This window comes from Pseudoalteromonas sp. PB2-1 (assembly GCF_045040605.1).
Lineage (GTDB): Bacteria > Pseudomonadota > Gammaproteobacteria > Enterobacterales > Alteromonadaceae > Pseudoalteromonas > Pseudoalteromonas arabiensis.
The window spans coordinates 585,001-611,732 of record NZ_CP090667.1 but is presented as its reverse complement, the minus strand read 5'-3'; the positions used below and the strand labels follow the sequence as shown (position 1 = coordinate 611,732).

Genomic DNA, 26,732 nt, shown 5'->3' with positions numbered 1-26,732 from the left:
GCATACGTTATCAAAAAGCCGTATTTCTGTCAATTTCACACCCTTAGCGACTAGTTATACCCTAACTTAATTAGCCTAAAGATTAAACAGTATGGAATAAAGTGACTATTTCGGAAGAAAAAATAAATAAAAAAGAAATGGTCAGACCAGATAGCAAATTGCAAAAATACGAAATAAACCTGCTTGTAGCAGCGGGTTTACCCCGCGACACCTCGAAACAAATTTCAAAACCCAAACGCGATATAAAATCGCGACTACGCTAAGCCACCAAACAAGGTCAATGCGGCGATGATCACTAAAAAGAACAGGACGTTTCGTTTTATTAATTTCATCATACAGGTTGCTTCGTAAGTACAACCAAAATGTTGTTGTTCAATTTGTTCGGCTGCAAGGGCTGTTTGCGTCACTACTTTGCGGTTGCTTACTGAAAAATCTAAAACATACTTAAGCCAACAGCTGGTTCCTTTATTAAAGTTACCAATCACTAAGTAACCAAAGCTCGCAACACGTGCAGGTAACCAATCAAGCCAAAATAGTAATGTGTGAATAAGTTTGAAACGCTTTGCATAAATTACACGGTGGTCATCTCGTACTTTATCAGCATAAGTACGTACTAAAGCGTACAACACAGCACCTGGCACACCTAAAATGACAAACCAAAATATCACTGCGCAATAAAACCGAAAGTTAAGCCATGCTAATGTCTGGCCGAAGGTTTCGCCTTGCGGCTCATCTTCAAGCTTCTTTTGCCCGATTTGTAGTGCATATAAACTTGCCGCTTCAAGGTCACTGCGCGTTAATGCATTCAAGTACGACTTATAAAGTGCCCGCTGTTTAGCACAGCCAAAACACACTAACAACACCACAACATTAATCGCTAATTGCCAAACAATTGAATCAGACAACTGAAAAACAACGGCAATTGCAAGTACTGGTAACATCAGCCAAATTAAAAAACCGATTGGAGAGTAAAATAATCCCTTCTTAGACAGCTGCTTATTTGAAAGCGTCAGGTAACTATTTGCATAATGACTAATTTGCCAATAATCAGCACGCGCGCCCAAACGCTCTATGACTAGCGCAATAATGATTGAAATTAAGATCATCTTGTTACCTATTTCCTTTAAAACACTAAATCAAAATAATATTGCCAATCGAAGCACTCACCAGGATCCGTCTTGCGACCAGGAGCAATATCGCAATGCCCAACAATGCGTGAGCGTGTAATAGCTGGATACTTATAAATTAACGCCTTTGTTAGTGATTGTAATGCATTATATTGTGCTTGGGTATAGGGGGTTGTATCTGTTCCTTCAAGCTCAATACCCACGCTAAAATCGTTACACTGCTCTCGCCCTTCAAACATTGACACACCGGCATGCCAAGCTCGCTTTTCAAAAGGCACATATTGAATAACCTCACCTGTACGACGAATAAAACAATGAGCCGAGACTCGAAGTCCCTGTAAATCACTAAACGTTTCATGGGCATTACAATCAATACAGCCCATAAATAAATCATCAACATAAGGGGTTAAAAACTGCCCTGCTGGCAATGAAATATTATGTATAACAAGCAATGAGACTTCACCGTGTGGGCGTTCATCGCAATGGCTAGATGGGCGCTGTAATACCGTGTTTAATCGACCTAGGTCATCTATATACATATTAAAAACTAACCATGACAAGAAAGTTAAACAGTGTAATGGCTTAACAACCTTGGGTCTAGTTGCCAAAAACAAGCAAGCCTATATCTTCTAATCAAGAGTTAAACATAGTAAAATTTTGCTAACTTCTTACTACACAATGAGCTTTGACATGTCTGTTCCCCACTCTTTAATTAGCCAGTTAGTTAAACTTGCGCTAGATGAAGACCTTAATTACCAATCAGCAAATGACGGTGATATCACCGCACAGCTTATTCCAGAAAATGAACAAGCCAATGCCAAAGTTATTACCCGCGAAGACTGCGTGTTTTGTGGTAAAGACATCATTTTAGAAGTGTTTAAACAGGTCGATGAATCTGTAAAGGTGGATGTGTTAGTCAACGATGGCGACACCGTTGCAGCCAACAGTACCTTATTTACAGCCAGTGGTTCTGCCCGCGCGATTTTAACAGCCGAGCGTACAGCACTTAACTTTGTGCAAACACTCTCAGGCACAGCCACAACCACAGCACATTATGTAAAAGAACTTGTTGGCACCACAACTCAATTATTGGATACCCGAAAAACCATTCCAGGCTTACGCGCACTACAAAAATATGCAGTAAAATGCGGTGGCGGCGCCAATCATCGAATTGGATTGTTCGACGCATTCCTTATTAAAGAAAACCACATTGCGGCTTGCGGTGGCATTGATAAAGCGGTTGCTCAAGCTAAATTGAATCACCCAAGCAAACCTGTTGAAGTTGAAGTTGAATCTTTAAATGAGCTTGAGCAAGCTATTGATGCTGGCGCTGATATCATCATGCTTGATAACTTTAGCGTTGAACAAATTCAACAAGCAGTGGTAATAACTGACAAACGTGCCAAGTTAGAAGTGTCTGGCAATATGACCCTTGAAACACTGAAAACCTACTCACAAGCAGGGGTTGATTTTATATCAAGCGGTGCACTTACAAAAAATTTACAATCAATCGACTTATCAATGCGTTTTAACGCCTAATCCTTCTTTATTTGCGTATTTAATCTTTACCTAATTCGTTGACACCGTAATAAAAAAAGCATTAAATACGCAAAAAGCCTGAGCTGGTAACAAAAAATATATATTTAATTAGAACTTTGAGACTGTATAAGCCAACTCACTCTGCAGTAAAGTAAAGATTGCAATTAACTCAACAAGTTATAACAAAACAATTTTATTTACACGTTATTACAGGGATCCGCTTAAAACGTGATCCGTCTCAAACTAAAGTAGGAAAGTTCTGAAAAACCAGCTAGCTAGCGGGAAAACAGCTTCCAAAAACATTTATAAATGCTAAAGTAAATTTACATACGCTGAATAAGCAAAAATTTAGGATAGTCTGTTTACAAACAGGCTGTTTGATTGAAATTTTAAGTAAAACTGTAAGATTTATTCTGTAGATTAAGCATTAATTTTACAATGCTGAAGCAACAGCTAAACTTACAACACATCATATCCTTTAGGAGAGGAACAAATGACACAACAAAAGCAACAGGGTTTCACCCTAATTGAATTAATGATTGTAGTAGCAATCATCGGTATTTTGGCTGCAGTAGCACTGCCTGCTTACTCTGATTATCAAGCTTCTTCAAAGCTGACAGCTGGTTTAGCTGAGATTACAGGTGCTAAGACAGAATTCGAACTTAAGAAAAATAATGGCGAAACAATAAATACCGTGGCAGATCTGAAAAGCATCAAAAATGCTTCAACAAAAAACTGCACAATAACTGCCACTGATACTACACTTGTTTGCACTGTAGTAAATGCACCTTCTCAAGTAAATGGAGCAGCTATTACATGGACAAGATCAGCAACTACGGGTGAGTGGACATGCGCCACTACTGGTATTACTGGTGATAAAACTTTGGCTCCTAAAAGCTGCCCACAAGCTTAATAGAGTAAAGAGGGTGCCTCATTGGCCCCCTCTTTATCATTAAACAACTCCAAACGCCTTCAAAACATTAAATTAATTTAACTAATAACGCATATTAATTAATATGCTAATGCATTGATACGCTACCTGATATTGATAACTTTAGAATTGATAACCGAAAGCTTAGTATTGAGTCGGAATACACTGTTATTTATGACATTGAGCACTATTATAGAGTAAGGTTTTCTCGATGAAAAAAACACAAGAAAACAAAGATATTGATACCTTTCAGTGGGTTGGTGTTAATGCCAGAGGTAAAAAGCTGGAGGGTGAATTATCGGGACAAAGTGTTGCTTTAATCAAAGCTCAATTACGTAAACAAGGCATTACCCCGTCAAAAGTAAAGCGTAAGCCAAAACCTTTATTTGGTATAAAAAGCATTCAAAAAATTACCGCAAAAGATATTGCTCTTGTAACGAGACAGATAGCTACAATGTTAATGGCCGGTGTGCCACTCATTCAATCTATCGAATTAATTGCATCTGGCGCTAAGAACAAAAGTATAACAAAGCTTATGGAGGACATTGGCGACGAAGTCAAGGCTGGTGCTCCATTATCCCAAGCTCTTCGCAAACATCCCCGCTATTTTGATGATTTATATTGTGATTTAGTAGCCTCAGGTGAGCAATCGGGTGCTCTTGATAAAATATTTGACCGTGTTGCGCTTTATAAAGAAAAAGCCGAAGCGCTAAAATCAAAAATTAAAAAAGCCATGTTTTACCCTATTGCGGTGTTAGTGGTGGCTTTAATTGTCACCTCTATCCTACTTATTTTTGTGGTACCGCAATTCCAAGATATTTTTAACGGCTTTGGCGCAGAGCTTCCCGCATTTACCTTGATGGTGATCGGTATTTCAGAGTTTATGCAAGAATACTGGTGGATGATACTTATCGCGCTAGTTGCTTTTGGATATGCCTATAAAGAAGCCCTTTTAAAAAGTAAAAAACTCAGAGATGCCAACGACAGAGCGATATTAAAGCTCCCTGTTGTAGGTATGATTTTAAATAAGGCAGCGGTTGCGCGCTACGCACGGACACTCTCAACCACCTTTGCAGCTGGTGTGCCATTGGTTGATGCCTTAGATTCAGCGGCCGGTGCCTCGGGTAATGCTGTGTATCGCTACGCTATTTTAGAAATTAAAGCCGAGGTGAGCTCAGGTAATCAAATGAACTGGGCCATGCGTAACTCAAAAATATTCCCCGACATGGTTGTACAAATGGTCGCTATTGGCGAAGAGTCAGGCTCATTAGATGGGATGCTTGCCAAAGTCGCGACTATTTACGAGCAAGAAGTTGATGATGCGGTCGATGGCCTTTCAAGTTTACTTGAGCCTTTAATAATGGCTGTATTAGGTGTGCTTGTTGGCGGTTTAATTGTGGCTATGTATTTACCAATTTTCCAATTAGGTTCTGTTATCTAGTTACCATTCGGGTGTGGTTAATTAAACGCGATGTAAAATCGCGACTACGCCCTTGTAGCAGCGGGTTTATCCCGCGACAATGTATAAAGCACATTGGCCATAGCAATTTAAACGCGATATAAAATCGCGACTACGTCCATGTAGCAGCGGGTTTACCCCGCGACTATGTATAAAGCACATTGGTACTGGTAATTAAACGCGATATAAAATCGCGACTACGCCCTTGTAGCAGCGGGTTTACCCCGCAACAATTTATAAAGCGTATTGGTAATGACAATTTAAACGCGATATAAAATCGCGACTACGCCCATGTAGCAGTGGGTTTACCCCGCGATAGTTTATTGCGCTTGTGATGCACAAAAAGTTTTAGGTAGTTTAATGCAAAATTTCTTTCTTGATATTGCCACTGTAATGCAAAGCCAACCGTGGTTTTATTTTTTAACTGTTGGGCTGGTTAGCCTGTGTATTGGCAGTTTTTTAAATGTGGTAATTTATAGGTTACCACTGATGATGAAACGAGAATGGCAATCGGAATGCCGTGTTTTATTAGCTGATGAATTACCATCTCAAAATACCACAGAGCAGGCACCGTTTAATTTAGTTACACCAAATTCGACCTGTCCAAAATGCAAATCACCTATTAAGGTGTGGCAGAATATTCCTGTTATTAGTTGGTTATTACTTAAAGGTCGCTGTGACAGTTGTAAAACAGCGATTTCTGTACGCTACCCAATCATAGAAATGCTCACTGCAGGGTTAAGCCTTGTGGTGGCATCACTCTTTGGTGCGACAGAGCTTGCCTTACTTTATATTTTCATTACTTGGGTACTTATTGCTTTAACATTTATTGATATCGATCATATGTTACTCCCCGACCAACTCACTCTTCCACTGGTGTGGCTCACCCTCATTGCAGCAGTCATGGATATCACCATTGCCCCTTCTGACGCCATTATTGGCGCAGCCGTTGGTTACTTGAGTTTGTGGAGTGTTTATTGGTTATTTAAGCTAGCAACCGGTAAAGAAGGTATGGGATATGGTGACTTTAAGCTTTTAGCTGTATTTGGTGGCTTACTAGGTTGGCAATCAATCTTAACCATTGTATTGCTTTCAAGTGTGGTGGGCGCAATCATTGGTATTGCTCAAATTATTCTGCAAGGTAAAGATAAAACGACCCCGATTCCATTTGGCCCTTACCTTGCGATTGCTGGCTGGGTTACTTTACTGTGGGGTGAACAAATACAAGCTTACTACTTTAGCTATTTAGGTCACTAACTATGGCAAATTGGGTATTGGGGTTAACTGGCGGTATTGGCTCAGGTAAAAGTGCAATCAGTGAGATGTTCGAAAAGCTATCAATCACGGTGGTTGATGCAGATATTGTTGCCAGAGAAGTAGTGCTACCGGGTTCACTAGGGTTAAAGCAGATAACAGCCCATTTTGGTGAAGACATTTTAACCTCAGAAGGTACACTAGATAGAGCAAAACTTCGTGCAATTATTTTCGAAAATGAAGCCGAGAAACAGTGGTTAAATGCTTTAATGCACCCACTAATTAGGGAGTCAATGCTTACGCAATTAGCGCAGGCCACCAGCGATTATGTGATACTCGTTGCTCCTTTGTTATTTGAAAATGGTCTTGAACAGTATTGCTCACATACTTTATTAATAGATGTGCCTGTTGATGTGCAAATAGCCAGAACAACGGCCCGCGATAAAGTATCAATCGAACAAGCGAAGCAAATTATCGCATCGCAAATGTCGCGCGAAAATAAGCAACAAAAAGCAAACGATATTTTAGATAATAATCGCCCATTAACCGAGGTTGCCAATGACGTTAAAGCACTTCACCAAGGCTATTTGCAGTTAAGTGCCATGAGTTAATATGGCGTGGTTTTAACCTCAATTAAAGTTAAGAATAAATAACTAGCACAACTTATAAATAACTGACTTTATAGTGAATTTATTTGGCTATTTTGCCGAAATAGACAAGACTCATGTTACACCCTTCTTTTTTCTGATAGATTGTGACAAAAAAAGGATCAACCAAGGTGCGCAATGAATATTAACTCACCGTTACTTAGAAAATTTATTACTCTTGGCCGTATTGACGCAGAAACAGTAAAACTCAAGCAGCGTGAATATAACTCTACGGCTGAGCTTATTTCTAAAAGCTGCCAGATTGATGGCCATGAGCTTGCGGAGCAGTGCACCGATCTTTTTCGCGTTCCTTATTTTGATATTAAAGATTTTGATGTCTCGCTTATCAGTGAAGAGCTGATAAAAGAAAAGCTAATTCGCGAACATCACATTCTACCGCTCATTAAAAAGGGCCGTAAACTTTATATTGCAGCCTCTGACCCTACTGACTACGGCGCATTTGAAAACTTTGAATTTAGTACAGGGTTATCATGTGAAGTGGTAGTGGTTGATTACAACCAGTTAGAAAATAAAATAGAACAACTGCTGGATGCAACAGGTGGTCTGCACTTAAGCGAAGATGAATTTAAAGAACTGGGCGATCTAGAAACTGAAAAACCTAAAGATATTTCAGGCAGTGATGAAGACAAAGACGATGCCCCTATCATCGTCTACATCAATAAAATATTGATGGACGCCATTAAAAAAGGCGCATCCGATTTACACTTTGAACCTTATGAACACCGCTATCGAGTGCGCTTTCGTATTGATGGCATCTTACATGAAATGGCCAGTCCGCCGAATAGCTTAGCAAGTCGTTTATCAGCACGTATCAAAGTGATGTCTCGCTTAGATATTGCAGAAAAACGTAAACCTCAAGATGGTCGCATTAAACTAAAAATAACAGAGCGAAAAAGTATCGATTTTCGTGTCAGTACCTTACCAACTCTTTGGGGCGAGAAAATCGTTATGCGTATTCTCGACTCATCAAGTGCCATGCTCGGTATTGATGTACTCGGTTATGAACCAGAGCAGAAAAAACTCTACATGGATGCCCTTGAGCAACCACAAGGTATGATATTGGTAACCGGCCCAACGGGTTCTGGTAAAACCGTATCGCTTTATACTGGTTTAAATATTCTCAACCAGCCTGAGCGCAATATCAGTACCGCCGAAGATCCCGTTGAGATCAATCTTGAAGGCATTAACCAAGTGCAAATCAATCCAAAAGCAGATATGACCTTTGCCAATGCCTTGAAAGCCTTCTTACGACAAGATCCCGATGTGGTTATGGTGGGTGAGATCCGTGACCTTGAAACTGCTGAAATCTCAATCAAAGCAGCACAAACAGGCCACTTGGTTTTATCTACTTTGCATACTAACTCGGCACCAGAAACCTTAACCCGTTTATTAAATATGGGTGTGCCTGCGTATAACGTAGCAAGCTCAATTAGTCTTATCATTGCACAGCGTCTAGCGCGTCGTTTATGCCCTAAATGCAAGACCCCAGAAAAGCTCCCCGATGAAGAGCTTATTCGCCAAGGTTTTGATAAAGACACATTAAGTGAAATTCAATTATTTGCACCTAAAGGGTGCGACAGTTGTACCGAAGGCTATAAAGGCCGTGTTGGTATTTATGAAGTTATGCAGATCACACCTGAAATAGCGCAAATTATTATGCGTGGTGGTAATTCGCTTGAAATTGCAGAGGTGGCGCTTAAATCTGGCTTTAATAACTTAAGACTGTCGGGGTTAAAAAAAGCAGCAGATGGTGTTACCTCTTTGGCTGAAGTAAATCGTGTGACGAGTTTTTAACTCGTGACTCGATTCTCACGCTGAGCTTTAGTAAGATCACCTAAAATGCATAAGCTTAATTGAGAAGAAAACCATGCCAACAGTTGTAAACTGCCCAACATGTAAAGCAAAAGTCGAATGGTCAGAACACAGTCCGCACCGCCCTTTTTGTTCAAAACGCTGCCAGCTCATTGATCTAGGTGAATGGTCGTTTGAGAATAATAAAATATCGAGCCCTATTAGCAGTGCCAATGAGCTAAACCAAGATATGATTGAGGATATCGAAGCCATGCTTGCTAAAAATGATGACTCGTTTTTTAAAGAATAGTTTTCAAGCTCAAAATGTAAAAATGCGGCATTTAAGCCGCATTTTTTAATTATTTACTGTCTGAACGTTTATCTTTGCGCTCGCCATGTGGACGATGTTGACCTTTCTTGTGGGCTTTTTTACGCATATGCTTTTTAATTTCTTTGTAACTTTCACGCTGCTCAGCATTAAGAACTTGCCAAATAGCATGCTCTGATTTTAGTTTAATCAAAGCAGCTTGTTGTGTTTTTTCTTCACGCGCTTTAATCAATTCCATTGCTGCATTTTCATCAAACGCTTGAGTTGCAAGAAGCACATCCATCTTTTCTTTATAAGCCGCACGATTAGCTTTCATGGTTTCTTTATCACCATGCAGTGCTTTAAATTGCGTTTTTTGCTCAGCAAAAATAGCTTTTAGCTGCGTTTGCTGATCTTCAGTCAGTTGTAATTTATCAATGCCACGCTCAGATAATAAAAAACGCGCGTGTGGGTTCATGCCACGGTGCATATCCCCTTTTGCCATAACAGGAGTTGCAGCAACACTGGCTGCTGCTAAACCACAAACAAATACGAATTTAGAAAGCTTATTTGAAATAGTCATAATCATTACCTTTTGTTGGGTTGTGCTCAATGCTTGTTTTGAGCTGATGAGTTAACTATACAAAGTTCAATGCAAAGGAACGCAAACCAGTGTAAAGGTTATGTAAAGATTCACTTTTACACAATTTACTAAGTAGAATAACCTTATAGAAACGAATAAGTAGGTGTCAGAATGAAACTATTAATGATCGACGACGATACAGGGTTGTGCGAACTACTCAGCGAGTACTTAACCGCACAAGGGTTTGCAGTAGATTGTTTTCATGATGGTGCTGAAGGCTTAGCGCACGCTCTTAATCACAATTACGAACTTATTTTACTTGATGTCATGCTACCATCTATGGACGGCTTTGAAGTGTTAAAACAACTTCGTCAGAAAAAGCTCACGCCTGTTATTATGCTGACCGCTAAAGGCGAAGACTTCGACCGTATTTTTGGCTTAGAGCTCGGTGCTGATGACTACATCCCTAAACCCTTTAACCACAGAGAGTTACTAGCTCGCGTAAAAGCGATAACTCGTCGTATTGAACACATTAATAGCTTATCGCAGCAGCAAACAAGCTCCCTAAGTGTAAATAGCATTCATATTAACCTTGCCACTCGCGAAGCCTCTGTGAATGAAAACACATTGAGTCTGACAGGCACTGAGTACGAGATTTTGGCCATGCTAGTTCAGCATGCAGGAGAAGTCATAAGTAAAGAGCAAATAAGCGAACAAGTGCTCGGCAGACGCCTTGCTCCCTTTGATCGCTCAATCGACATGCACGTCAGCAATATTCGTAAAAAAATTGCTGAGCATGTAAATAATGAACGTATTAAAACAATGCGTGGTAGCGGCTATGTGTTGATTCAAGGCGAGTAATATGAAGACACCTGATTGGTTTAAAAAACCACGTCATTATTTATTTTTAAAGATTTTTGCTTGGTTTTGGGTAACGGTTATCGCCACAATTACCACCTTAGTATTTTTAAGCAAATTAACCAGCAACGTAGGTAATGATGAGCTTCGCGGCCCCATGCTTAAAAACTTGCAATATACGGCAAAAAGTATTGAGCGTATTGTGGCTAAACATGGCAAATCAACACAAGAAGTCATTTCACATCCCCGCCTATCGAAACACAAGTTATTGTATTTAAATGGTGAAGTGCATGGTGTAGAAATGCTCAGTGAGCCTATTTCTAAGGACATAGACTTAAGTTTATTAAACTTTACCAAGCGTATGTCACCACAAATTATCTTTACCGATGAATACCAAGCTTATGGGCCTGTAAAAATCGATGTGCCAGAAGGAACATTTTTCCTTTATGAAATAGATGAAAAACGTAAAAAGCCCTTCTTTGTTGGTCTTTGGCTTATGCCAACGTGGTTAAAAATCATTATTGCGGTAATCGCCTCACTTATGTTGAGCTTTTTCTTTAGCCGCAATCTGATAGCCCCTATCAACAGCCTTAAAGAAACAGCCAATAAGCTTGCACATGGCGACTTAACGGCACGTGCTGATATCTCTAATTCACGACAAGATGAGTTGGGCGTATTAGGGCGCGACTTTAATACAATGGCAACACAGCTTGAGCAATTAATTAGTGCGCAAAAACGTTTACTTGCAGATATTTCTCATGAGTTACGTTCTCCGTTAACGCGTCTTAAAATGGCAACAGGCCTTGCACAGATGCAAGCAGAAGATGCACAACAAGCCTATTTAGAGCGTATTGAAAAAGAGGCGAATCAGCTTGATAAAATGATTGCAGATGTTTTACAGGTATCTCGCCTTGAAGCAAAAAGTCAGACTTTATCGCTAAGTACACAGTCGATACAGGTTATTATTGATCATGTTTTAAATGATGTTCGCTTTGAGGCAAACCAGTGTAATAAGCACCTCAGCGTTGAGGGAAAAATTGAAAAAGAAGTGCCTTGTGATGAAACACTCATCGCCAGTGCACTTGAGAATGTGCTACGTAATGCAATTAAATATGCTACTCAACACATTCATCTAATACTGTCTGAATCTGATGCGATTTACATTACCATTTGTGACGACGGTAAAGGGGTTGATGAAGCCAACCTTGAAAGATTATGCGAACCTTTCTTTCGTCAAGAGCATGCTAGGGATAGAAATACAGGAGGTACAGGTTTAGGGCTTGCGATTGCCAAAAATGCAATTTCAGCCCATGATGGTACGCTCATACTCGAAAACCAAGAACAAGGCGGGCTTTGCGTTAAAATTCGCCTGCCAATAAAGAGCTAAGTATGTTTTATAGTGATGAAACCAACCTTACTAATAACACAACCAAAATAAACACGTTTTTTTCAGAGCAGTTACAACAAGACTTTTTAACGACCCGTTATGGCACTTTATATTATGGGTTTGCAATTCCACAGCAAGCAACGACAGCAATTATAATTAGCAGTGGTCGTATCGAGTCATTATTTAAATATAAAGAGCTTTTGTGGGAGTTATACCATAATGGCTATGCCGTCTTTATTGTTGACCATCAAGGCCAAGGACGCTCTTACCGCCTTTTAAAAAACACACATAAAGGCTATGTAAACCGTTTTAGCGATTACGCTGACGACTTTGCTACATTCTACGAAAAAGTGGTACAAACACACTGGCAAGGCAAACAGGTTTTACTTGGCCATTCTATGGGCTGTGCGATTGCTTATGACTTCTTGTCACGTTATCAACATACATTTTCAGGGGCATTTTTATCAGCACCTATGTTTGATATTTATACCAAAGGCACCCCAAAACCCCTTGCTAAACTTGCCGCGAAAATAGCCTCTTTAATTGGCCTTGGCCGCAGTTATGCGTTTGGACAAAACAATTATTTACCCGTCGACTTTGCCGTAAATGAGCTCACAAGCAGTGAAGTGAGGTATAAACAGTTCAGAGAGCTTTACTTAGCAGAGCCTGATTTACAATTAGGTGGCGTGACCTATGGCTGGCTAAACGCCTCTTTTGATTTCATTGCCACACTCGTAGACAGAAAAGTGTCGATCCCTCTTTTCATTGCCAGTGCAGAGCAAGACACCGTTGTTGATAACGCCGCACAATTTGCGCTCACACATAGGCAAAAAAAAGCACGCTTAAAAAGCTACCCACATGCACGCCATGAGTTGTTATTCGAGCGAGATGAGATAAGACACGCTGTGCTCACTGACTTTTATCAGTTTTGCGATTCTCTGTAAGGTGGCTTTTTAACGACAGAAAGCGGATCTAAGTGCATTAATATGTCCATTTCACAGTCGAAATAAGCCTTTATCATCGCCTCCACTTCATCTGCAACTTGGTGTGCGCGAATAAGGGGTAAGTTGTCTTCAAGCTCTAAGTGCATCTGAATAAATTTAATTTTACCACCTTGGCGTGTACGAATATCGTGAGCGCCAAACACCTCTTTATGGCTATTTACAATACTCAGAATTTCCGCTTTTTCTTCATCAGGTAGCTCTTTATCCATTAAGTGGTCGGCACTGTCACGGGCAATATCCCAACTGTTATAAAGTAAGTAAACAGCCACACCAATGGCAAAAAGGGGATCGGCATAGGTCATGCCATACTTAGCTAACAGTATCGCGATTAATACCGCGAGATTAAGAATTAAATCGCCTTTGTAGTGAATTGAATCTGCCTTAATAGCGATTGACTCAGTGTGATTAATCACCTTGGTTTGCACAAATACCACAACTAAGGTACATACTATCGCAAATAGACTCACCCAAATACCTAAACTTGAGTGCTTTAGCGTAACAGGGTTGATCAGCCTTTCTATCCCATGAAATGCTAAAAAGCAGCCTGAGCCGGCAATAAAAGCAGCTTGTGCCAGCCCCGCAAGAGCCTCTGCTTTGCCATGACCAAAACGATGATCATCATCAGCAGGACGCAGCGCATAGCCAAGTACCAAAAAGCTCATTAGGGATGCTGTGATATCCATCAATGAATCGGTTAACGAGCCCAACATAGACGCAGAGCCAGAGGCTAGCCATGCCCAGCTCTTTGCAGCAATCATCAAACTCACCATCATAATCGTAACAAGACTGGCGGTTCTGACCCAAAACTCATAACTACGATGTTTCACAACAACTTACCTTTAGATATTATCAATCTTGAGTATATCATCTTTTTATTCTAGTTCGTGTATACTCAGCTGCAGATCATATTGTTTAAAAATGAGATTCAAATGCTTGATATTGTGTTGTACCAACCTGAGATCCCACCTAATACAGGTAATATCATTCGCTTATGTGCAAATACAGGTTACGCTTTACACCTTATTGAACCACTTGGGTTTGAATGGGATGATAAACGTGTAAAACGCGCAGGGCTTGATTATCATGAATTTAGTCATGTGCAACGTCATGCCTCTTTCGAAGCCTATCTTGAGAAGTGTCAGCCTAAAAAAGTTTATGCTTGCACGACGAAAGGCAGTCAGTTTCATCACCAAGCCCAATATCAACCTGGTGATTGTTTAGTATTCGGTCCTGAAACCCGCGGCTTACCTGATGAACTAATTCAATCTTTGCCTAAAGAGCAACGAGTACGGATTCCAATGCAAAAAGACAGTCGAAGTATGAATTTATCTAATTCAGTGGCCGTATTTGTCTATGAGTCTTGGCGTCAGCTGGGTTTTGTGAATGGCCAATAAGTTATTGATAAACGTATCTAATAAAAATTCATTAATTTTTTAGCGCGACCCTTTTTTATGAACTAACCTAAATAAGTTAAGCCTGTTCCTAAAGACGAGTCTAGATGCGCTTTTTTACTGTTTTATTCAGCATAACTTTAATGATGCAACATTCTGTTAGCGTTGCATCATCAATCGCATCAAACTTATCTAACAGTATCCCTCTTCTACTCTTTCTTATCCTACTGGCCATCATTGGGCTTTTTATTGCCGTTATTCATAATCAAAAAAGTCAAAAAATGATGTTAATTGATGCGCTTCTATCACAGTCGAAAGATGCGATTTGGGTCAGTGATGAACACTTCAAAATCATTGAAGTGAATAACACGTTTTGTGAAATTTCGGGTTATCGTAAAGAAGATGTCATGGGCAAGGAGTTTAAAGCCCTCACTAAAGATGGCAGAGATCGGCAACTCGAACAAATGATCCAACAAGAGTTAGTACAAGATGGTTATTGGTCAGGTGAAATTTGGAACTTACGCAAAGATGGTCAGCCATATGCACTTGATTTGTGTATTACCAAAGTGGCAACACCTAAATTTCCAAGGCAATTTGTTCGCTATGTAGGTTTATTTGCTGATGTCACTGCACGTAAAAACCATGAGCGGACAATGCTTAGACTCACCACAAAAGACACGGTTACAGGGTTATCAAACCGCACTATTTTTATAGAGTCGTTAGATAAAGCAATCAACGCCTGCAATGACAAATACCCGAGCCTTCTCATTTTATTTATAGATCTGGACAACTTTAAAAAAATTAACGATTCACTTGGTCATACAGTAGGCGACATGCTTTTAAAGGAAGTCGCTTGTAGACTTACCAATGCACTTAACTCAGGTTTTACTATTGCTAGATTAGGCGCTGATGAGTTTGCAATTTTAGTCCCTCCCTACCTTTACTCCGATAAAACCATTTTCTTTGCAAAAAAAACCGCTGATTTAGTACTTCGACAATTTAAAACACCTTTTATGCTTGATGGTTTCGAAACATCTCTTTCCGCTTGCTGTGGAATCGCAATCTACCCTGAGAACGCGTATAACTGCGAAAATCTAATGCGCAGCGCTAACAGCGCCTTAAATCATGCAAAAAAAATAGGCCGAAATACATATCAGTTTTTTGATAAAGAGCGTCATACCCTCGACCCAACAGAGCTCACAAAAGAAAGTGCGTTATTCAAGGCTATTACTAACAATGAGTTCGAACTTTATTTCCAGCCTAAATATGATGCTCAACACAACCGTTTGTATGGTTTTGAGGCCTTAGTTCGTTGGCCCCAAGAAGATGGAAGTTTAATTAACCCTGATGAATTTATTCCTTTAGCGGAACAAAATGGCGCGATTATCCCCCTTACCCAACTACTACTCGCGCAGTTACTAAAACAACTCGCAGCTTGGCGACATCAAAATCTTGCCTTTGGAAAGGTCGCGATTAATATTTCTGCCCTACACTTTCAGCAAAGTAATCTAATCGATACATTAGTTGATAACTTAGCTAAGTTTGATGTGCCAGCATCATGCTTAGAACTTGAAATAACCGAAAGTGCTATGATGGAAAACCCACAATTTGCAGAGCAGCAAATGAGGCGTATTAAATCGCTGGGTGTGCAAATAGCGCTAGATGATTTTGGCACGGGACATTCATCGTTAAGCTATTTAAAACGTTTTCCTATCGATACGTTGAAAATTGATAAGTCATTTGTCAGAGATATTGCTAAAAATGAACAAGATAGAAATATCACAGCGACGATTGTCCGCCTAGCAAAGTATTTGAATATTAACGTTGTTGCGGAAGGAATTGAAACACAAGAGCAGGCGTACATGCTGCACATAATGGGGTGTCACTGTCAGCAAGGTTACTACTACAGTAAGCCGCTCAATGTCGAGCAAGTCAATGAATTCATCAAAAATAAATTGACTAAGCAATTAACTTAAAAACAAAAGCGCGATATAAAATCGCGCTTTTTAATGTCTATAGTTGCTCTTTATAACCTACTCAGATTTTTGTTCACGTCCGAGTAGCGCCATTGCTGCTTCTTTTACATTTTTGTTTTCGTACAACACTTTGTAAATTTGCTCAGTGATTGGCATTTCAATACCAGTACGCTCAGCTAACAAATACACTTCTTTCGTGTTTCGATAACCTTCAACCACTTGACCAATTGATTCTATGGCAGCTTCAACCCCTTCACCTTTGCCAAGTGCTAAGCCAAAGCGTCGATTACGCGACTGGTTATCTGTGCAGGTTAGAATTAAGTCACCTAACCCTGCCATCCCCATAAAGGTATCTGAGCGAGCACCCAAAGCACAGCCTAATCGACATAACTCTGCAAGACCACGAGTGATCAGCGCAGTTCTCGCATTGGCACCAAAACCAAAGCCATCCGACATACCGGCACCAATCGCAATAACATTTTTAACCGCACCACCGAGCTGAATACCAATAAAATCGTCATTGTTATACACCCTAAAAGAGCGTCCACAATGCAATAACTCGGCAAGTTGCTTTGCAAAGTCACTGGATGTTGATGACACAGAAATTGCAGTAGGTAGCCCCATCGCCATTTCTTTAGCAAAAGTAGGCCCAGACAACACTGCAAGCGGCATATCATCGCCTAATTCCTGCATCGCAACTTCTTGCAATAAGCGTCCTGTATTTGGTTCCAGTCCTTTGGTAGCCCAAGCTACTTGGGCACCCTCTTGCAACCATGGCTTTATCTGCTGTAGTGTTGTAGCAAATGCATGGCTTGGCACAACCACAAGAATAATCTTGCTGGCCTTAACCGCCGTTTCGAGATCAGATTCAAGTGAAAGGGTTTGTGGAAAATCCACATCAGGAAGATAACGTTGATTCTTTCGCTCAGCTGCAAGCGTGGCAACGTCATCGCTATTTCGCCCCCACAAAGTCACTGGGTGGCCATTTCTGGCAAAGCAAATAGCAAGGGCGGTGCCATACGACCCCGCCCCTAAAACTGTAACAGCTGATTGTGCTGTAGTCATTGCTTATGCGTCTGCTTGAGCCTGTTGCTCTTGAGCTGCACGTTGTTGCATGTACTGAGCAAACAATGCATCAAAATTAACAGGCGCTAAGTTAAGTTGTGGGAAAGTACCACGGTTAACTAAGTTTGAAACTGCTTCACGTGCATACGGGAACAATACGTTCGGGCAAAATGCGCCTAGCATATGTGCTAATTGAACTTCTTCAACTTCACCAATAGTGAAAATACCCGCTTGTTGGATCTCACATAAGAAAGCTGTTTCTTCACCGATTGATGCAGTAACAGTCAGAGCAAGAACAACCTCAAAAACACCTTCTTCTAACTTATTTGAACGAGTATCAAGGTCTAACTTAACTTCAGGCGTCCATTCTTTTTGAAAGATAGCTGGTGAGTTTGGTGTCTCAAAAGAAACATCTTTTGTATAGATACGTTGAATTGTGAATTGAGCACCTGCTTGTTGTTCTGCTGCTGCGTTCTGGTTTTCTTCGTTCATTGTAATTCCTAACTTGTATTCGTTTTTATAATAAATTTTAAGCGTTCAGCTTAGCGTCTAATAGACCTTGTGCTTCTATCGCCATCATGTCGTCGCAACCGCCAATATGTTCATCATTAATAAAAATTTGCGGCACTGTATAACCACCATTGGCTTTGTCGATCATTTCGTCACGACGTTCAGGATGCTCACCAATGTCAATGTTCGTATAACTTACACCTTTACTGTCTAGTAAAGCTAATGCGCGTTGGCAAAAAGGGCAGTACGCCTTGGTGTAAAGAACAACATTACTCATAATAAATCCTCTATTGGGCTGCTACGTGATGCTATTAGCGACCGGTTGTCGTTGGTAAACTGGCCGATTGCCAAGCACCCATACCACCCGATAATACATATACACGTTCAAATCCTGCTTTATGCATTGCAGTTGCGATACCTGAGGCGGTCATGCCCGTGGTACATACTAGTATAATGGGTTTACTCTTGAACTTTTCAAGGCTTGAAAAATCAGATTGTTTTGCCTTTTCTGAGCTTAGGTGTGTTGCTCCAGCGATATGACCTGAGTTAAATTCTTTTTGAGCTCTAATATCAACAACTTGGCCATCTTCACGGTTAATCAACAAAGTCACTTGTTGTGGATTAATTTGACGAATTGCTGAAAATTTACTTTTAAACCAGCTACTGATAAGCATTGCCACCAATGCAAGCCAGATAATGCTCAATATCGGATGATTTCCGACAAATTCAATGTATTGATCCATGCGTTTTCCACTAAGATATCTACGACCACGGCGACTTACCATGGGGTTATTAAAATATGCCACGCAAGTATACGTGCTTGAATCGAAAATACTAGAGCGTGAAATATTTTAATATGACATATTGATAGCTGATCAAAACCATAAAACACGGTATGCTAATGGTATATAAGTGCCAATCTTCAGGAGCGATAATGACAGAGCATAAAAAACCATTGGTATTAATGATCTTAGACGGTTGGGGATACCGTGAAGACACAGAAAGTAATGCAATACTTGCTGCTAATACCCCTGTACTCGATGAACTTTGGGCAACGCGTCCTCATACACTCATTTCAGGGTCTGGCCTTGATGTTGGTTTACCGCAAGGGCAAATGGGTAACTCAGAAGTGGGTCATGTTAACTTGGGTGCTGGCCGCATTGTCTACCAAGATTTTACGCGTATCACTAAAGCGATTGAAGATGGTGAGTTCGCTCACAACCCTGCTCTTGTTGAAAACATCGATAAAGCAGTCAACGCAGGTAAAGCTGTTCATATCATGGGACTTTTAAGCCCAGGTGGCGTTCATAGCCATGAAGATCATATCGTTGCTACTATCGAGCTTGCAGCGAAGCGCGGTGCCAAAGAAGTATATTTCCATGCTTTCTTGGACGGTCGTGATACGCCACCACGCAGTGCAAAAGCCTCTATTGAGCGAATTGAAGCACTATTTGCAAAACTGAACTGTGGCCGCTTAGCAACCTTAGTGGGTCGTTACTATGCAATGGATAGAGACAACCGCTGGAATCGTGTCGAAGCTGCTTATGATGTTATGGTGAGTGGTATTGCAGGTCACAGTTTTAGCGACGGAGTGAGCGCACTCGAAGCTGCCTACGAACGTGATGAAAATGATGAATTTGTCGCGGCAACAACAATTGTGCCTGATGGCCAATCAGCAGTAGAAATTAACGATGGTGACACAATTATTTTTGCCAACTTCAGAGCTGATCGCGCTCGTGAAATGACCCGCGCGTTTGTTGACGCTGACTTTGATGGTTTTGAAAAAAAGAAAGCTCCTGCTCTTAGTGGTTTTGTAATGATGACAGAGTACGCTGCCGATATTAAAGCCCCTGTTGCATTCGCACCAGAACCTCTAACGAACGTATTAGGTGAATGGCTCGAGAAGCAAGGTAAAACGCAACTGCGCATCTCTGAAACAGAAAAATATGCACACGTCACCTTTTTCTTTAGTGGCGGCCGTGAAGATGAATTTGTTGGCGAGACTCGTGAACTAATCCCATCACCACAAGTGGCAACTTACGACCTGCAACCTGAAATGAACTCAGAAATGCTAACCGATAAACTTGTTGAAGCAATTGCCAGCGGTAAATACGATGCCATTATCTGTAACTACCCTAACGGCGATATGGTTGGACACTCAGGCGTATTCGAAGCGGCTGTCAAAGCATGTGAAGCAGTTGATCACTGTATAGGCCGTGTAATTTCTGCACTTGAAGAGCACGGTGGTGAAGCGTTAATTACAGCTGACCACGGTAATGCCGAGCAAATGGCCAACCCTGCAACGGGTCAAGCACATACAGCCCATACCAGTGAACCAGTTCCCTTTATTTACGTGGGCCGTGACGCGACAGCTCACGATGGTAAAACACTGAGTGACGTTGCTCCAACAATGCTTCACTTAATGGGTCTTGAGCAGCCAAGCGAAATGACTGGCAAACCAATTATGACGCTGAAATAAACAATGAGAAAACGTATTAACCACTTCCTAAAAACTGGTTTAATACTGGCTTCATTAGCAGGAACAGGAGTTGCTGCTAATGAAGATCAAACCAAAAAAGACCTATCCGAAATTCAATCAGCTTTAGAAAAATCGCAAGCTAACCTTAAAGGACAGAGGAAGTCTATTTCTGACATGCGTAGTGCACTTCGTAGCCACGAGTTAGAAATAGCTAAAAATGCAAAAGCGCTGAATCTCGCTGCACAATCAATTAAAGAGAACGAGCAACAACAAGCTAAACTTCAAAATAAAGCCAAACAATTAAAGCAAGAGCAAGCTGAACGTCAAGCTGTGCTAGCAGCCCAACTAAAAAGTGCTTATATGTCTGGTGGCCATGATTATTCAAAAATGCTCTTAAGCCAACAAGACACGGCAAAAATTGAGCGCACACTCAGTTACTATAACTACTTAAATAAAGCACGAATAGCGCAGCTTGAAGAGCTTAAGGCGCTACAAATCAAAATTGCGGATAACCAAGCAGAACTTGAGCAAACCAAGTTGCGTCTTGTTGAATTACATAACGAGCAAAAGGCGCGACAACAAGCACTTGTCAGCGCGCAACAAGACCGTAAGAGCAACCTCAACAAATTACAATCAGCCCTAAAAGAAACAAAAAGCTCAATTGATTACCTCAAAGAAAATGAACAAACGCTTATCACCGCCATAGAAGAGTTAGAAAGAGAGCGCTCAAAAAAGGTTGAGCTACTTGGCTTGCAAAACAGTAAAGGCAAACTTGACTGGCCAACAAAAGGAAAAATTCGTTACAGCTTTGGACAGCGTAAACACGGTAATATTGACTGGAAAGGCGTTCTCATTGGCGCTAGAGAAGGCAGTGATGTCAAAAGCGTTCAAAATGGGCAAGTTGTCTATGCAGACTGGTTAAATGGTTTTGGCTGGGTGATTGCTATTGATCATGGCGATGGTTTTATGAGCTTATACGGCCACGCCCAAACTTTACTTCGTGATGTGGGCGATCTTGTCAGAGAAGGCGAAATTATAGCCTTAGTTGGCCAAAGCGGCGGACAATCAGATCCTGGTCTATACTTTGAAATACGCCATAAAGGACGCGCAGTAAATCCTGTAAAATGGTGCAGACGTATTTAATTGATTAAATAGCTGCACCCTATGAGGAGCAGCTGATGCTAAACACGACTTACCCATTTAAATTATACTCTCCTTCAGCCAAGCTATACACTTGGCTGTCATTTCTACTGCTTATAGCCTTCGTATATTTATTGCTGCAACCGTCTTTGGTCAATGCTAAACCATCACTTAAAGCGCTTCATACACAGCAGTTAAATGAAATTCTATTTAATATACATACCTATTATGTGGATGATCTCAAGTTACAGAATACCTTTATTACTCAACCCGATAATCAACAAATTGAAGCCTTATTTGAGCGCTTAGACCCCTACTCAAAATACTTAGATGAAACAGAACTAGACGCCATTTTCAGCAGTACGAGCGGCCGCTACACAGGCATTGGCATAGAAGTAAAAATAGAGCAAGGACATGTCGTTGTTGTTAATACTATTAGCAACTCCCCCGCTGCACTAGCAGGATTAAAAGAGAACGATAAAGTGATTGCTATAAATCAACAGCCTATCGCTAATAAAAGTATGAGTGAAATAACAAAGCTTATTCAACAAAGTGGTCAATCAGCGGTAGATGTTTCAGTTTTACGTGAACAAGATACCTGGCTCAGTTTTTCTATCAAACGCCAACAAATCAACTTAGAAAGCGTGCAGGGCTACCTTGCAGACACCGGTGTTGCTCTGTTAAGTATCAATACATTCAACAACCATACCCTGCACGATGTTGCGCGTGAAATAGCAAAAATGCAGATGAATAACGGATTTCCACTATCAGGACTAATTATCGACTTGCGTGATAACCCTGGAGGCACATTGCAGGGTGCCATTGAAGTATCTGATTTATTCTTGGATACCGGAGTTATCGTCTCAACCAAAGGTCGATTTAATGAAGCAAATCAACATTATCAAGCGCATGATGGCGATATCCTAAATGGCGCCCCCATTGCGGTATTGATAAATGAAAACTCAGCGTCTGCAGCGGAAATATTAGCAGCAGCCCTTAGAGATAATGAACGAGCAACACTAATCGGCGAGACAACTTACGGTAAAGGCTCGGTACAATCACTCATCCCTCTAGGTAATGGCAACACAGCACTTAAATTGACGACTGCTCGCTATTACACCCCAACGGGTCAGTCAATAGAAGGAAAGGGAGTCACACCTGATGTGAGTATAAATCAAACAATGCTTTCAGAAATTAACCAAGACGCTATAATAAAAAACATCCAAGAGTTAGCTTTATTCAGCTCACTACTTGATAGACAAGATAAAAAACAACTCACTGCCCAGCAACTCTTAATCGTGCAGTAAGTGAGTGCCTACATGGAAAAAATAATTACAACAAGTGAAGTTATTAAAAGGGTTACTACTCGCAGTATGTTTGCCAATGTTTTGCTCTGCAAAACAAATTGCTATCGTCATTGATGATATAGGCTACCACCAACGCGATCTTGATATTTTAAACTTACCGGGGCAGGTCACTTTCTCAGTCTTGCCCCATACACCCTATGCCCAAACGTTTGCTGAACGCGCCAGTAAAATAAATAAAGAACTTTTACTACACATTCCTATGCAGGCTCTCGATAATAGCAAAGCACTTGGACCTGGCGCTCTCACTGAATCGATGAGCAAGTCAGAATTACAAGCCACACTTGGGCACGCACTTGCATCGCTTCCACAGGTAAAAGGTGTAAATAATCACATGGGATCCGAGCTAACACAGTTAACAGAGCCCATGAAATGGACCATGGAAGTTTTAAAAAAACGTGGTTTGTACTTTTTAGATAGCCGAACAACAAGTCAAAGCGAAGCACAAAATGCCGCTAACTTTTACGGTGTAGCAAATGTCTCAAGGCATGTATTTCTTGATAACGTAGTGACAACACAGCAATTGACACAGCAGCTTGAAGAACTAAAAGTTAAAGCCGAACACTTTAATTATGCAATAGCGATAGCCCACCCTTACCCAGAAACCGTTGCTTTCTTACAAGAAGCCTTACCTGAGCTAGAAAAACAAGGTTATGAACTCGTTCCCTTATCTCAACTAGTTGAAACCAAATATATTCAGCTTGCCAAAGCCGAGCAGAAGCAAGGTGAATAGTACCCCCACTCCTATTGGCTGTAGTGAGCGAATTTAATACTGCTACGTTAACTACTGCGATGAAAAGTCGCGACGACACACAAAACCCGCAGCTTGTCTGCAACGGCTTCATTGTCTTGGGCGGATTTTTCCGCGTCATTAGCTGTCTATTCGCTCATAGAGCGCACGATGTAAAATCGCGACGACACACGTGTTGGGGCAGCCTTGTCGCGTAGCTGCGGGTTTATTCCGCGTCATGGGATGTCTGTTCGCGGATAAAGCGCGATGTAAAAGCGCGACCACATACGAAAAAAACCCGTTGCATTACTGCAACGGGTTTCTCTAATTAGGAGCCATGGTGCGCTACGCAGTAGGATGTCCTACTTTCACATGGCGAATGCCACACTATGCCTACAAGGATAGAAGTAGTAGGGTCTTGGTTGGGTGTTTTATTTTTCTACAGGCAACAAAAAACCCGACTCTTTCGAATCGGGTTTCTCTAATTAGGAGCCTGGCGATGTCCTACTTTCACATGGCAAATGCCACACTATCATCGGCGCTGTTTCGTTTCACTACTGAGTTCGGCATGGGGTCAGGTGGGTCCAAAACGCTATTGTCACCAAGCGTATTCTGTTTGTTAATCGCCTTAGCAATTAACTAAAATTCGGAAATCTGATAATCGTAAATCTACTTTAGTATACTAACTTCTGTCTGTTACGCTGCCACAAAACGCGTTTGGCGTTGTATGGTTAAGCCTCACGGGTAATTAGTACAGGTTAGCTTAATGGCTCACACCACTTCCACACCCTGCCTATCAACGTTGTAGTCTTCAACGGCCCTTCAGAGACTTTAAAAGTCTAGTGAGAACTCATCTCGAGGCCTGCTTCGCGCTTAGATGCTTTCAGCGCTTATCAGTTCCGAACGTAGCTACCGGGCAGTGCCATTGGCATGACAACCCGAACACCAGCGGTTCGTTCACTCCGGTCCTCTCGTACTAGGAGCAACCCCTCTCAATTCTCAAACGCCCACGGCAGATAGGGACCGAACTGTCTCACGACGTTCTAAACCCAGCTCGCGTACCACTTTAAATGGCGAACAGCCATACCCTTGGGACCGACTTCAGCCCCAGGATGTGATGAGCCGACATCGAGGTGCCAAACACCGCCGTCGATATGAACTCTTGGGCGGTATCAGCCTGTTATCCCCGGAGTACCTTTTATCCGTTGAGCGATGGCCCTTCCATTCAGAACCACCGGATCACTATGACCTACTTTCGTACCTGCTCGACGTGTCTGTCTCGCAGTTAAGCTGGCTTCTACCATTACACTAACCGTACGATGTCCGACCGTACTTAGCCAACCTTCGTGCTCCTCCGTTACTCTTTGGGAGGAGACCGCCCCAGTCAAACTACCCACCAGGCACTGTCCGTAACCCCGATTAGGGGCCAACGTTAGAACATCAAAACTACAAGGGTGGTATTTCAAGGACGGCTCCACACAGACTAGCGTCTCTGCTTCAAAGCCTCCCACCTATCCTACACATGTAGGTTCAATGTTCAGTGCCAAGCTGTAGTAAAGGTTCACGGGGTCTTTCCGTCTAGCCGCGGGTACACAGCATCTTCACTGCGATTTCAATTTCACTGAGTCTCGGGTGGAGACAGCGTGGCCATGGTTACACCATTCGTGCAGGTCGGAACTTACCCGACAAGGAATTTCGCTACCTTAGGACCGTTATAGTTACGGCCGCCGTTTACCGGGGCTTCGATCAAGAGCTTCGTCCGAAAACTAACCCCATCAATTAACCTTCCGGCACCGGGCAGGTGTCACACCGTATACGTCATCTTGCGATTTTGCACAGTGCTGTGTTTTTAATAAACAGTCCCAGCCACCTGGTCACTGCGGCTCCCGTCCGCTTAGAGAGCAAGTCTCATCACAGATAGGAGCGTACCTTCTCCCGAAGTTACGGTACGATTTTGCCTAGTTCCTTCACCCGAGTTCTCTCAAGCGCCTTAGTATTCTCTACCTGACCACCTGTGTCGGTTTGGGGTACGATTCGGTATAATCTGAAGCTTAGAGGCTTTTCCTGGAAGTATGGCATCAACAACTTCACACCCTTAGGTGCTCGTCTCGTGTCTCAGTCTTAAGAGTCCGGATTTTCCTAAACTCTCAACCTACTCACTTTCACATGGACAACCAACGCCATGCTTGTTTAGCCTGCTCCGTCCCCCCATCGCAATTATACCAAGTACGGGAATATTAACCCGTTTCCCATCGACTACGCCTTTCGGCCTCGCCTTAGGGGTCGACTTACCCTACCCTGATTAACATGGGATAGGAACCCTTGGTCTTCCGGCGTGCGGGTTTTTCACCCGCATTATCGTTACTCATGTCAGCATTCGCACTTCTGATACCTCCAGCATACCTCCCGGTACACCTTCAACGGCTTACAGAACGCTCCCCTACCACTCAAACAAAGTTTGAATCCGCAGCTTCGGTGCATAGTTTAGCCCCGTTACATCTTCCGCGCAGACCGACTCGACCAGTGAGCTATTACGCTTTCTTTAAAGGATGGCTGCTTCTAAGCCAACCTCCTGGCTGTCTGGGCCTTTCCACATCGTTTCCCACTTAACTATGACTTTGGGACCTTAGCTGGCGGTCTGGGTTGTTTCCCTCTTCACGACGGACGTTAGCACCCGCCGTGTGTCTCCCGGATAGTACTTTACGGTATTCGGAGTTTGCAAAGGGTTGGTAAGTCGGGATGACCCCCTAGCCTTAACAGTGCTCTACCCCCGTAAGTATTCGTCCGAGGCTCTACCTAAATAGATTTCGGGGAGAACCAGCTATCTCCCGGTTTGATTAGCCTTTCACTCCTAGCCACAGGTCATCCCCTAACTTTTCAACGTTAGTGGGTTCGGTCCTCCAGTTGATGTTACTCAACCTTCAACCTGCCCATGGCTAGATCACCGGGTTTCGGGTCTATACCTTGCAACTCAACGCGCAGTTAACGCTCGCTTTCACTACGGCTACCCTAATCGGTTAACCTCGCTACAAAATATAAGTCGCTGACCCATTATACAAAAGGTACGCAGTCACATAACAAGTATGCTCCTACTGCTTGTACGTACACGGTTTCAGGTTCTATTTCACTCCCCTCACAGGGGTTCTTTTCGCCTTTCCCTCACGGTACT

General features: G+C 41.9%; 24 protein-coding genes and 2 rRNA genes (1 of these 26 running past the window's edge). 16 read left to right on the top strand and 10 right to left on the bottom strand.

Annotated features, from left to right (window positions below; genetic code table 11):
- Positions 1-254 precede the first annotated feature (254 nt).
- Together ampE and ampD are read right to left on the bottom strand one after the other, a co-directional pair.
- A complete protein-coding gene (ampE, locus tag L0Z67_RS02900) occupies positions 255-1,106 on the bottom strand; it encodes a beta-lactamase regulator AmpE (protein ID WP_237114813.1) in 852 nt (283 codons plus the stop codon).
- A gap of 17 nt (positions 1,107-1,123) precedes the next feature.
- Positions 1,124-1,666: a 1,6-anhydro-N-acetylmuramyl-L-alanine amidase AmpD gene (gene ampD, locus L0Z67_RS02895; protein WP_237114812.1), complete on the bottom strand. Its 543-nt coding sequence runs from the start codon at positions 1,664-1,666 to the stop codon at positions 1,124-1,126.
- A 151-nt stretch (positions 1,667-1,817) separates the two neighbouring features.
- On the opposite strand from ampD, the gene nadC reads away from it, so the two are divergent.
- From nadC to yacG, 7 genes are all read left to right on the top strand, one after another.
- Complete coding sequence (gene nadC / locus L0Z67_RS02890; protein WP_237114811.1) at positions 1,818-2,666, top strand: carboxylating nicotinate-nucleotide diphosphorylase; 849 nt, start codon at positions 1,818-1,820, stop codon at positions 2,664-2,666.
- A gap of 493 nt (positions 2,667-3,159) precedes the next feature.
- Positions 3,160-3,579, top strand: a complete 420-nt coding sequence (locus L0Z67_RS02885; RefSeq protein WP_237114810.1) for a pilin — start codon at positions 3,160-3,162, stop codon at positions 3,577-3,579.
- A 229-nt stretch (positions 3,580-3,808) separates the two neighbouring features.
- Positions 3,809-5,038, top strand: a complete 1,230-nt coding sequence (locus tag L0Z67_RS02880) for a type II secretion system F family protein (protein ID WP_237114809.1) — start codon at positions 3,809-3,811, stop codon at positions 5,036-5,038.
- A gap of 378 nt (positions 5,039-5,416) precedes the next feature.
- The gene (locus L0Z67_RS02875; RefSeq protein ID WP_276574952.1) at positions 5,417-6,313 is read left to right on the top strand and encodes an A24 family peptidase; all 897 of its coding nucleotides are present in this window, start codon (positions 5,417-5,419) and stop codon (positions 6,311-6,313) included.
- Between the two features lie 2 nt (positions 6,314-6,315).
- Positions 6,316-6,921, top strand: a complete 606-nt coding sequence (gene coaE, locus L0Z67_RS02870) for a dephospho-CoA kinase (protein ID WP_237114808.1) — start codon at positions 6,316-6,318, stop codon at positions 6,919-6,921.
- Between the two features lie 174 nt (positions 6,922-7,095).
- The gene (gene pilB, locus L0Z67_RS02865) at positions 7,096-8,772 is read left to right on the top strand and encodes a type IV-A pilus assembly ATPase PilB (protein WP_062570063.1); all 1,677 of its coding nucleotides are present in this window, start codon (positions 7,096-7,098) and stop codon (positions 8,770-8,772) included.
- A 73-nt stretch (positions 8,773-8,845) separates the two neighbouring features.
- On the top strand, positions 8,846-9,079 hold the full coding sequence (gene yacG / locus L0Z67_RS02860; protein ID WP_062570062.1) for a DNA gyrase inhibitor YacG: 234 nt from the start codon (positions 8,846-8,848) through the stop codon (positions 9,077-9,079).
- A gap of 49 nt (positions 9,080-9,128) precedes the next feature.
- On the opposite strand, the gene L0Z67_RS02855 is transcribed toward yacG, so the two are convergent.
- Positions 9,129-9,659, bottom strand: a complete 531-nt coding sequence (locus L0Z67_RS02855; RefSeq protein ID WP_062570061.1) for a Spy/CpxP family protein refolding chaperone — start codon at positions 9,657-9,659, stop codon at positions 9,129-9,131.
- A 171-nt stretch (positions 9,660-9,830) separates the two neighbouring features.
- Between L0Z67_RS02855 and L0Z67_RS02850 the strand changes: the two genes are divergently transcribed.
- From L0Z67_RS02850 to L0Z67_RS02840, 3 genes are read left to right on the top strand one after another with little or no spacing between them, the layout of a single operon-like run.
- Positions 9,831-10,520, top strand: coding sequence for a response regulator transcription factor (locus L0Z67_RS02850; RefSeq protein WP_062570060.1), 690 nt, complete (start codon positions 9,831-9,833; stop codon positions 10,518-10,520).
- A 1-nt stretch (position 10,521) separates the two neighbouring features.
- Positions 10,522-11,904 (top strand): ATP-binding protein, encoded by a 1,383-nt coding sequence (locus L0Z67_RS02845; RefSeq protein WP_083515341.1) that lies wholly within the window; start codon positions 10,522-10,524, stop codon positions 11,902-11,904.
- A gap of 2 nt (positions 11,905-11,906) precedes the next feature.
- Positions 11,907-12,848 carry an alpha/beta fold hydrolase gene (locus L0Z67_RS02840; protein WP_237114807.1) on the top strand — a complete coding sequence of 314 codons (942 nt, stop codon included), beginning with the start codon at positions 11,907-11,909 and terminating at the stop codon, positions 12,846-12,848.
- Here L0Z67_RS02840 and L0Z67_RS02835 read toward each other — a convergent pair.
- Entirely contained in the window at positions 12,827-13,735 is a 909-nt protein-coding gene (locus tag L0Z67_RS02835; protein ID WP_237114806.1) for a cation diffusion facilitator family transporter, read from the bottom strand. The genes L0Z67_RS02840 and L0Z67_RS02835 overlap by 22 nt on opposite strands.
- 102 nt (positions 13,736-13,837) lie before the next feature.
- Here L0Z67_RS02835 and trmL point away from each other — a divergent pair, with 102 nt between their 5' ends.
- Positions 13,838-14,302, top strand: coding sequence for a tRNA (uridine(34)/cytosine(34)/5-carboxymethylaminomethyluridine(34)-2'-O)-methyltransferase TrmL (gene trmL / locus L0Z67_RS02830; protein ID WP_054550977.1), 465 nt, complete (start codon positions 13,838-13,840; stop codon positions 14,300-14,302).
- A gap of 140 nt (positions 14,303-14,442) precedes the next feature.
- Positions 14,443-16,275, top strand: coding sequence for a bifunctional diguanylate cyclase/phosphodiesterase (locus tag L0Z67_RS02825; protein ID WP_167346350.1), 1,833 nt, complete (start codon positions 14,443-14,445; stop codon positions 16,273-16,275).
- Between the two features lie 57 nt (positions 16,276-16,332).
- On the opposite strand, the gene gpsA is transcribed toward L0Z67_RS02825, so the two are convergent.
- From gpsA to L0Z67_RS02805, 4 genes are read right to left on the bottom strand one after another with little or no spacing between them, the layout of a single operon-like run.
- Positions 16,333-17,340 (bottom strand): NAD(P)H-dependent glycerol-3-phosphate dehydrogenase, encoded by a 1,008-nt coding sequence (gene gpsA / locus L0Z67_RS02820; RefSeq protein WP_062570057.1) that lies wholly within the window; start codon positions 17,338-17,340, stop codon positions 16,333-16,335.
- Positions 17,341-17,343: 3 nt separating this feature from the next.
- Positions 17,344-17,832, bottom strand: coding sequence for a protein-export chaperone SecB (gene secB / locus L0Z67_RS02815; protein WP_062570056.1), 489 nt, complete (start codon positions 17,830-17,832; stop codon positions 17,344-17,346).
- Between the two features lie 37 nt (positions 17,833-17,869).
- Entirely contained in the window at positions 17,870-18,127 is a 258-nt protein-coding gene (grxC, locus tag L0Z67_RS02810) for a glutaredoxin 3 (RefSeq protein WP_062570055.1), read from the bottom strand.
- A 34-nt stretch (positions 18,128-18,161) separates the two neighbouring features.
- Positions 18,162-18,593 carry a rhodanese-like domain-containing protein gene (locus L0Z67_RS02805; protein WP_062570054.1) on the bottom strand — a complete coding sequence of 144 codons (432 nt, stop codon included), beginning with the start codon at positions 18,591-18,593 and terminating at the stop codon, positions 18,162-18,164.
- Positions 18,594-18,784: 191 nt separating this feature from the next.
- On the opposite strand from L0Z67_RS02805, the gene gpmM reads away from it, so the two are divergent.
- The 4 genes from gpmM to L0Z67_RS02785 all read left to right on the top strand — a co-directional run bounded on the left by gpmM (position 18,785) and on the right by L0Z67_RS02785 (position 23,566).
- Positions 18,785-20,329 carry a 2,3-bisphosphoglycerate-independent phosphoglycerate mutase gene (gpmM, locus tag L0Z67_RS02800; RefSeq protein WP_062570053.1) on the top strand — a complete coding sequence of 515 codons (1,545 nt, stop codon included), beginning with the start codon at positions 18,785-18,787 and terminating at the stop codon, positions 20,327-20,329.
- 3 nt (positions 20,330-20,332) lie between these two features.
- Positions 20,333-21,472: a murein hydrolase activator EnvC gene (locus tag L0Z67_RS02795; RefSeq protein WP_237114805.1), complete on the top strand. Its 1,140-nt coding sequence runs from the start codon at positions 20,333-20,335 to the stop codon at positions 21,470-21,472.
- Positions 21,473-21,507: 35 nt separating this feature from the next.
- Positions 21,508-22,776, top strand: coding sequence for a S41 family peptidase (locus L0Z67_RS02790; RefSeq protein WP_062570051.1), 1,269 nt, complete (start codon positions 21,508-21,510; stop codon positions 22,774-22,776).
- Between the two features lie 76 nt (positions 22,777-22,852).
- A complete protein-coding gene (locus L0Z67_RS02785) occupies positions 22,853-23,566 on the top strand; it encodes a divergent polysaccharide deacetylase family protein (RefSeq protein WP_062570050.1) in 714 nt (237 codons plus the stop codon).
- 488 nt (positions 23,567-24,054) lie between these two features.
- Here the strand turns inward: L0Z67_RS02785 and rrf are convergent.
- Positions 24,055-24,169, bottom strand: a 5S ribosomal RNA gene (rrf, locus tag L0Z67_RS02780).
- Positions 24,170-24,290: 121 nt separating this feature from the next.
- Positions 24,291-26,732 (bottom strand): 23S ribosomal RNA (locus tag L0Z67_RS02775); it runs 443 nt beyond the window's last position.